This window comes from Colwellia sp. BRX10-1 (genome assembly GCF_014077545.1).
Taxonomy (GTDB): domain Bacteria; phylum Pseudomonadota; class Gammaproteobacteria; order Enterobacterales; family Alteromonadaceae; genus Colwellia_A.
The window spans coordinates 48,559-57,140 of the sequence record NZ_JACGWC010000024.1; the positions used below are offsets into that span (position 1 = coordinate 48,559).

Annotated in this window: 7 protein-coding genes; 3 read left to right on the top strand and 4 right to left on the bottom strand. The window is 38.9% G+C overall.

Annotated features, from left to right (window positions below):
• Position 1: 1 nt before the first annotated feature.
• From rsxC to H4J75_RS16140, 4 genes are all read right to left on the bottom strand, one after another.
• The gene (gene rsxC, locus H4J75_RS16125) at positions 2-2,374 is read right to left on the bottom strand and encodes an electron transport complex subunit RsxC (RefSeq protein WP_182222698.1); all 2,373 of its coding nucleotides are present in this window, start codon (positions 2,372-2,374) and stop codon (positions 2-4) included.
• A gap of 10 nt (positions 2,375-2,384) precedes the next feature.
• On the bottom strand, positions 2,385-2,939 hold the full coding sequence (gene rsxB, locus H4J75_RS16130; RefSeq protein WP_070376178.1) for an electron transport complex subunit RsxB: 555 nt from the start codon (positions 2,937-2,939) through the stop codon (positions 2,385-2,387).
• On the bottom strand, positions 2,939-3,520 hold the full coding sequence (gene rsxA / locus H4J75_RS16135) for an electron transport complex subunit RsxA (protein WP_070376179.1): 582 nt from the start codon (positions 3,518-3,520) through the stop codon (positions 2,939-2,941). The genes rsxB and rsxA overlap by 1 nt, the downstream gene beginning before the upstream one ends.
• 156 nt (positions 3,521-3,676) lie before the next feature.
• Positions 3,677-5,545, bottom strand: a complete 1,869-nt coding sequence (locus H4J75_RS16140; RefSeq protein ID WP_182222699.1) for an EAL domain-containing protein — start codon at positions 5,543-5,545, stop codon at positions 3,677-3,679.
• 477 nt (positions 5,546-6,022) lie between these two features.
• On the opposite strand from H4J75_RS16140, the gene rimP reads away from it, so the two are divergent.
• From rimP to H4J75_RS16155, 3 genes are all read left to right on the top strand, one after another.
• Positions 6,023-6,490, top strand: coding sequence for a ribosome maturation factor RimP (gene rimP / locus H4J75_RS16145; RefSeq protein WP_070376181.1), 468 nt, complete (start codon positions 6,023-6,025; stop codon positions 6,488-6,490).
• 94 nt (positions 6,491-6,584) lie between these two features.
• Positions 6,585-8,078 carry a transcription termination factor NusA gene (gene nusA, locus H4J75_RS16150; RefSeq protein ID WP_070376182.1) on the top strand — a complete coding sequence of 498 codons (1,494 nt, stop codon included), beginning with the start codon at positions 6,585-6,587 and terminating at the stop codon, positions 8,076-8,078.
• Between the two features lie 20 nt (positions 8,079-8,098).
• The coding region (locus H4J75_RS16155) for a translation initiation factor IF-2 associated domain-containing protein (protein ID WP_182222700.1) at positions 8,099-8,582 on the top strand (484 nt) is incomplete at its 3' end.

The following is an 8,582-nucleotide window of genomic DNA, read 5'->3' on the forward strand; positions in this document are numbered from 1 at the left end:
TTTACGTCAACTCTGATTTTACGGGTTTGTTGGTTTTTTCTTCGCTAGTATTAGCCGTTGATTTTGATTGTTGCTGGGCAAGTTTACGGGCTTTCGCCTTTGCAATTGCTGCAGCAATTTTAGCTTTTTTATCATCAGCTGGAACGAGCATATCAGCCTGGTTTGCTTGTGCGTCTGTATCGATGACAATGTTATTATCAAGGGTTAAGTCGCTATCATCTGCGCTATTGTTATTTTTTTCAGCTAGCTTACGGGCTTTAGCTTTTGCAACCGCCTTGGCAATTTTAGCTTTTTTATCATCAGCTGGAACGAGCATATCAGTCTGGTTTGCTTGTGCGTCAGCTTCGACGACAATGTTATTATCAAGGGGTAAGTCGCTATTATCTGCGCTATTCGTATTTTTTTCAGCAAGCTTGCGGGCTTTAGCCCTTGCAACCGCCTTGGCAATTTTAGCTTTTTTATCATCAGCTGGAACGAGCATATCAGCCTGGTTTGCTTGTGCGTCTGCTTCGTTAACAATGTTATTATCAAGGGTTAAGTCGCTATCATCTGCGCTATTCTTATTTTTTTCAGCTAGCTTACGGGCTTTCGCCTTTGCAACAGCATTGGCAATTTTAGCTTTTTTATCATCAATTGCCGGTGGAACATCTCCCAGCGCACTTTGTGGTTCTGATTTATAAGTTGCCGTATTTTGTTGAGCTGCTAGCTTTTTCGCTTTCGCTCTTGCAATAGCTGCGCTCACTTGACTTTTTTGTTCATTTTCTACCGATGGTGCTTCTGTCTGTGCAGTGACATTTTCACTACCTTGGGTTTGTTGAGCTTTTTTCGCTTTAACTCTAGCTAAGGCGGCAGCAACCGCTGATTTTTCTGTTTTTGCTTCGCTGGTACCTGAGTTCATCCGCGCTTTACGTGCTTCTGCTGCTGCTTTATGTTTTTCTTCTCGTGCTATTTTATCTCTGGCTAAACGCTCTTTTCGTGCTTCAAATCTTACCTTTGCATGTTCAGCTTTTAGATCAAGTTGTTTTTGTTGACGAATTTCAGATTTTGCTACTCGGTAATAATGCACCAAGGGGATCTGGCTCGGACAAACATAGGCACAAGCACCACATTCAATACAATCAAATAAGTTTAATTTATCAAGTTGTTGGTGATCTTTTGCTTTAGCGCTCCACTGTAACTCTTGTGGTAACAATTGGCTGGGGCAGACATCACTACACTGGCCACATCTGATACACTCAACCTCTTTTGTGCCGGTTGAATAAGGTGATGATATTTCCTGCTCACTCGGTGCAAGTATACAATTGGTTGTTTTTACAACGGGAACTTGGTCTGTGGGTAAGCTATAGCCCATCATTGGACCACCCATAATGATATGCTTTTTATCTTTATTGGGGTAACCACATTGTTCGAGCAAGAAGCCTACGGGGGTGCCGAGTAATGACCAGACATTCTGTGGCTTTTGTAAAGCTTGGCCACTGACAGTGACCACTCTCTTAATTAATGGAATATCGTTTATTACCGCATCAGCTATCGCAAAGCAAGTGGCAATGTTTTGCATAACAATACCCATAGAACTTGGGAAAACGCCTGAAGGAACCTCTTGACCTGTTAATATTTGAATTAACTGTTTTTCACCGCCAGTAGGATATTTAGTTGGCACAACACACACTTGAATTTTTTCATTATTAGCGGTTGCTTGCTGAAGTACTTTTATCGCTTCAGGTTTATTATTTTCAATACCAATGAGGATATGTTCAGGTGAAAGAAGACGGTCAAGTATATTAATGCCATCTAGAATTGATGGGCTGTGCTCGCGGATTAGTAAATCGTCAGCACTAATATAAGGTTCACATTCAGCGGCATTAATAATAAGGAATTGTATTTTGTCTCTAGTACTTATTTTAACTTGTGTAGGAAAGCCAGCACCGCCCATGCCTGATATACCGGCTGAGGAAATTTTATCAATTATTTCATTATGGCTTAATTTACTTACATCAGTACATATATGACGTTCTTGCCATGTATCTTCTCCGTCTGGCTTAATAAATAAGCATAATTCGCTTAGGCCTGAGGGATGAGCAATAACGGCATTTTTAATGGCAGTAATAGTGCCACTCGTAGGAGCGTGAATAGGAACAGCCATAGGATGCATACTCTGGGTGAGTGCTTGCCCCTTAAGTACTTTATCACCTACTTTTACCCGTAAATCTGCAGCAATACCTATGTGTTGCTGTAATGGCAGTATTAGCTGTTCAGGTATGCTAACCGCTCTGATAGGCTTATCAGTGGTTAAGAACTTCTGTTCTGGTGGATGTATACCGCCATGAAAAGTCCAAAAATTAGCGCGCTTTATACGTTCAATAACTGATCCCACGAATCCTCACCTAATCAAGCTGTACCACAGGTATATTATTAAGATCCCATTGCCAGTTTTGTGGTGTTTTAGCGATAGGTATCATTATTATGCAATCAACCGGACAAGGGTCTATACATAAGTCACAGCCAGTACATTCGTCGGCTATTATAGTGTGCATCTGTTTGGTCGTACCTAAGATTGCATCAACAGGACAAGCTTGAATACATTTAGTACAACCAATACAGTCTTCTTCAATAATAAAAGCAACTTTAGGAGAATTGTCTGTATCATGGTTTTCGTCAAGAGGTGGTGGTTCAACCCCCATTAAGTCTGCTATTTTTTTGATGGTATCTTCGCCGCCAGGTGCGCATTTGTTAATAGCCTCACCGTTAGCGACTGCTTCAGCATAAGGTTTACAACCGGGGTAACCGCATTGGCCACATTGCGTTTGTGGTAAAATAGCATCAACCTGCTCGGCAAGAGGGTCGCCCTCAACGTGAAATTTTACAGAGGCAAAGCCAAGAATGGCGCCAAAGACTAATGCCATACAGCCAAGTACTAGTATTGCTAATAGGGTGGTCATTACAACTTCACCAATCCAGTGAAACCCATAAAGGCAAGTGACATTAAGCCAGCGGTTATCATAGCGATAGCGGAACCTTTAAAAGGTTTTGGGATATCAGCATTAGCAAGTTTTTCGCGCATCGCTGAAAACATAATAAGTACAAGTGAAAAACCGACAGCCGCGCCAAAGCCATAAACAATCGACTCAAGAAAATTATGTTGCTCATAAATATTTAATAAAGCAACACCTAATACCGCGCAATTAGTGGTAATCAAAGGCAAGAAAATACCCAGTAAACGGTATAAGTTGGCACTGGTTTTATGTACGACCATTTCGGTAAATTGTACAACAACAGCAATGACTAAAATAAACATCATAGTTGTTAGATATTCGAGTCCCAGAGGAGTAAGAATATAGGTATTTACGATGTAGCTGAGTAACGAAGCAATAGTCATTACAAAGGTGGTGGCAAATGACATACCGATTGCAGTTTCAGTACGTGAAGACACCCCCATAAATGGGCATAAACCTAGGAACTTTACGAGAACAAAGTTATTGACTAATACTGTGCTAACTAACAGCAGTAGATAATCTGTCATTTGAAAATTAATTTTATGAGATAATTCACGCTATTATCCGACTTTATTAGCCAGATGACAACCGCTCAATGCCTTAATTTTTATTGCATATGCACTATCTTCTTGCCATGCTTGGCCTTTATTAAGATGGAACGTTTAGCTTTAAGTTATACTCAATTAAATCGCTTCAGGCTTTCCTAAATAAAAACCTTGGCAACCATCGATAAATAATTTTTCTAAAGTAAACTTTTCTTCTTGGCTTTCAACACTTTCAGCTAGAACAGTGATACTGAGACGATGAGCAAGATCGACCATTAATCTGATGAAGTACTGGTTGTTTTTATCATCATCAATATCACGTGTATAAGTACTATCCATTTTAATAAAGTCAGGTTTAAGGTCGCGGAAAAATTTAAAAGAGGTTAAACCCACACCAAAACGCTCAACAGTAATACGAGAACCGACTCTGTGGATCATATCAATAAAACGCTTACTGGTTTTAATGTTTTGTTGGAGGCCGTATTCCGTTATCTCAAAGATCAATTTCGCAGCAATAGTTGCCTCTTTCAATAAACGACGTTCAAGCCAAATTAAAAAATGTTCGTCATGAATACTGCGTGAACTGATGTTGATGCCAAAAAATTGGTCATGTAAATTTTTTGTTTTAATTTCACTGATCACTTTTTCGATAATCATTTTGTCAACAGCCATCATTTTATCAAGCTTTTCCGCCATAGCTATAAAAGAAGCGGTGGGTAACATTTCATCAGTTGAATTTAAAAAGCGGGCAAGAATTTCACCATAGACCTTATTGTTACGGCTGTTAGGTTTTATCGGTTGGACAAGTAATTTAACCCGTTGGTTTTCTAATACGCTGTCTATTTCTTGACGCCAATTTTGGTTGCCATAATTCGCACTAGAGCTATGTAAAATGTCACTGTCGCTTTGCGAATACCAAGAATTGAGTTGTTGAGTTTGTGCAATACTGATGCCGGTATCAGCGAGTGCCAGTAATTCGCCAAGTGGTTTATCTTTCTCGAAATAGACTAACCCAGTGTAGCCAACTGAATCTAAATCTGATGATTGTTGGTAAGCGTTAAACTTACTGGATATTTCATTCGCAGCGTTTTCAGCTTCTTTTAATGTTACGTTAGGAAGCAAAGTGGCAAAGTCAGAACTATTAAGTCGATAAACATTTGCACCTCGGTAGGTTGCAGTAACGCTTTTGATAATGTCGGCAACTTTGCAAATATAATTATCACCTTCACTGTAACCGTGTATTTGATTTATCGTTTGCAGTTCAGAACAGCGTGTTATCGCTAAGACACCAAATTCAACCTGGTTTTCATCATTAGCAAAAAACTGAATAAAGCGATTACGGTTTTCTAATTTTGTAAGAGGTTCTATATAAGCTTGCTTTTCAAGTGCACTGGCATCATTAACATGCGCGGAAAGTAATGCCTCGACTTTTTTTAGTCCATGAGTTAATTCAGGCATGTCGATAATTTCATCACCAGCCTCAAGTTTATTCATCGATATAACTTGAGCAATACCCTGTTTTATTTTGTTGTTAACCACAAAAACAAGCTTTTTAGTGTGTTTAACACTTAACGTACAAGCAATAACAATAATGATAAGGCTGGCTAAAATAGATACCAGCATTATTTTAAAGATCAATGTCGCGGCGTCATTACTGTTTATTTGATAACTAACGGTCGTATTAGATGGGTGGGTAAATACGACTATGGGTGGAGAAATATAAGGGACAAGCAGGTTGGTGTTTTCTACTTTATAATTAACTATTTCTTTGTTTTGTTGTTGTAGGGAAAATAATTGAAAATCAGCTAGATTAACTAAGTGTTTAACTTGTTCTAATTGGTTGGTCTTATCTGATGTGTCGATAATAGCTGAAATAGAGTTTTGCATCATTAATTGCTTACTCGAGAGTGAGGTAGCAAAGAAATAACTCACCATAACAACAATAAGAATATTAAAAAACATCCCTAAAATGACGTTGCGCATTAATAATTGAGAATAGCTATACATAATATGTTGATTTACTGAAAAGTTAGGCCTACTTCAATTTATAGCATGCTTGATAAAAAATTACTAACTTACTGTTATTTAGAGCGATATATAATGTAGGCGTTAATGAGCTCTATAACTTAAGGTTTTATTGCTTATCCTATCAATTAGGCTTGCGATTCGGCGGTAGTCGCTATATAATTGACCTAGCTTAAATATAACAATATTTCACTGAAATTAATTTTTTGGCTATTGCTTAAAGCAAAGTTAGAAGATAATTTTATATTGTTGTATCGATTTGACGGCTTATTTTATAAGTCACTAGGTTAAATCAACATCGTGGGTTCAGTGTAATAAGCCCCGCGTATTGGGGCTTTTTCGTATCTGGGACATTTGTTCAGCACGATAAGCTTTAAGAATTGCTGGGCTATAAGCCCTTTTTTTGTATCTGGATGTTGATACATGAAGACAAAGTAAGATTTTATTTGGAGAAAATGATTGGCTAAGTTTGAACATAAATTAACAGACATGTTACGTCCTGCTGTTGAAGAAGTTGGTAAGGAATTATTAGGCATTGAGTATATTAGTGCTGGTAATAACTCAGTATTACGTTTGTTTATCGACCATGAGAATGGCATTGATGTTGATGATTGTGCTGAAGTTAGCCGTCAAGTAGGCGCTATTCTTGACGTTGAAGACCCTATCGGCAGTGAGTTTAATTTAGAAGTTTCGTCACCCGGTTTAGACCGACCGTTATTTGATAAACCACACTATGAAGCAGTGATTGGTGAAATTATTGAAGTAAAATTATCTATACCATTAAACGGTCGCCGCAAATTTAAAGGTCGCTTAGCTGCCGTTGAAAACGATACTTTAGTAGTAACGGTCGACAGTGAAGACTATGAATTAGTGCTTGGTAATATTGTTAAGGGCAATTTGGTTTTTAATCATAATAAAAAAAGCTAAGCAAATAATAACAATAAAATAAAAATACGTAGTTGTTCAACGTCATTACATAAATAGTTGAACTGTTCAGAAACGATTAAAAAGGCTAAGTAGCATGAGTAAGGAAATATTACTGGTTGTAGATGCCGTATCTAACGAAAAAGCATTACCCCGTGAAAGCATTTTTGAAGCAATGGAAACCGCTTTAGAAACAGCAACAAAGAAAAAATATGAAGGTGACATTATTGTTCGTGTTGCTATTGACCGTACTAATGGTGAATTTGATACTTTCCGACGTTGGTTGGTTGTTGCCGATGACGCCGTAGCAGAAAACCCATTTGCAGAAATGAGTTTGTCAGCTGCACAGTATGACAATGAAGAGTTGCAGTTAGGCGATTACATTGAAGATCAAATTGAATCAGTTAAATTTGACCGTGTAACTACGCAAACAGCAAAACAAGTTATTGTACAAAAAATTCGTGAAGCAGAACGTGCTCTTATTGTTGAAGCTTACCAAGAACAAATTGGCGAACTAGTGACAGGTGTTGTTAAAAAAGCCAGTCGCGATAGCATCATTATTGATTTAGGTAATAATGCAGAGGCGGTTATCTACCGTGACGATATGTTACCTCGTGAAACATTCCGTCCAGGGGATCGTGTTCGTGGTTTGTTATACGAAATTAAAACAGAAACGCGCGGCGCACAATTATTAGTGACTCGTTCTAAGCCTGAAATGTTAATTGAACTTTTCCGCGTAGAAGTGCCAGAAATTGGCGAAGAGATGCTAGAAATTAAGGGCGCTGCTCGCGATCCAGGTTCACGTGCAAAGATTTCTGTAAAATCTAATGACAAGCGTATTGACCCAGTAGGTGCTTGTGTTGGTATGCGTGGTTCACGCGTGCAAGCCGTTTCAACTGAGCTTGGTGGTGAACGTGTTGATATCGTTTTATATGACGATAACCCAGCACAATATGTTATCAACGCAATGGCTCCAGCTGAAGTTGCATCAATTATTGTTGATGAAGACAAAGGCACCATGGATATTGCTGTTGAAGAAGGCAATTTAGCGATGGCCATTGGTCGTAGTGGTCAAAATATCCGTTTAGCTAGCCAATTAACTGGCTGGGAATTAAACGTGATGACTGTTGCTGACATGAACGAGAAGCATCAAGCCGAAAACGATAAAGTTATTTCATTGTTTACAGATAACTTAGATATCGATGATGATTTTGCTAACTTATTAGCAGAAGAAGGTTTTGCTACGTTAGAAGAAATCGCTTACGTACCAGCAGCTGAAATGTTAGAAATTGACGGTATGGATGAAGATATTGTTGAAGCGCTTCGTGAACGTGCCAAAGCGGCATTAACGACTCGTGCATTAGCAAGTGAAGAATCTCTTGAAAATGCAGAACCAGCAGCTGATTTATTAGCGCTAGACGGTTTAGAACGTCACTTAGCATTTGTATTAGCAAGTCGTGGTGTAATTACCCTTGAAGACTTAGCTGAACAAGGCGTTGACGAAATTGCCGATATTGAAGAATTAGATGAAACCAAAGCGGGCGAGTTAATTATGGCTGCGCGTAATATTTGTTGGTTTAACGAAGAATAATTCCCGGGAGAATATAGTAGATGTCAAACACAACTGTAGCAGAACTTGCTCAAGAAATTGGTACACCGGTGGACCGCTTAGTTAGCCAATTGGCTGACTCTGGCGTGAATAAATCCGCGACCGATTCCGTATCACAAGATGAAAAAGAAGCATTGTTAGACCACTTGAAAAAGCAACATGGTGACGACTCAACAGCCGGACCATTAAAAATGACGCTTAACCGTAAATCTAAATCAACGTTAACGATGGGACATGGCAGTAAAGCTAAGTCAGTTAATGTTGAAGTGCGTAAAAAACGCACTTATGTTAAGCGCAGCGAAGTTGAAGAACAACAGCAAGCAGAAGCTGAAGCTAAAGTAGCAGCAGAAGCTGAAATCGCCGCTCAAGCAGCTGCTGAAGCAAAAGCAATTGCTGATGCTAAAGAAGCAGAAAATGGTAAAGCAGTTGCTGCAGCAAAAGCTGAAGCAGAAGCTGAGCGTAAAGCAGCGGCAAAAGCCGAAGCCG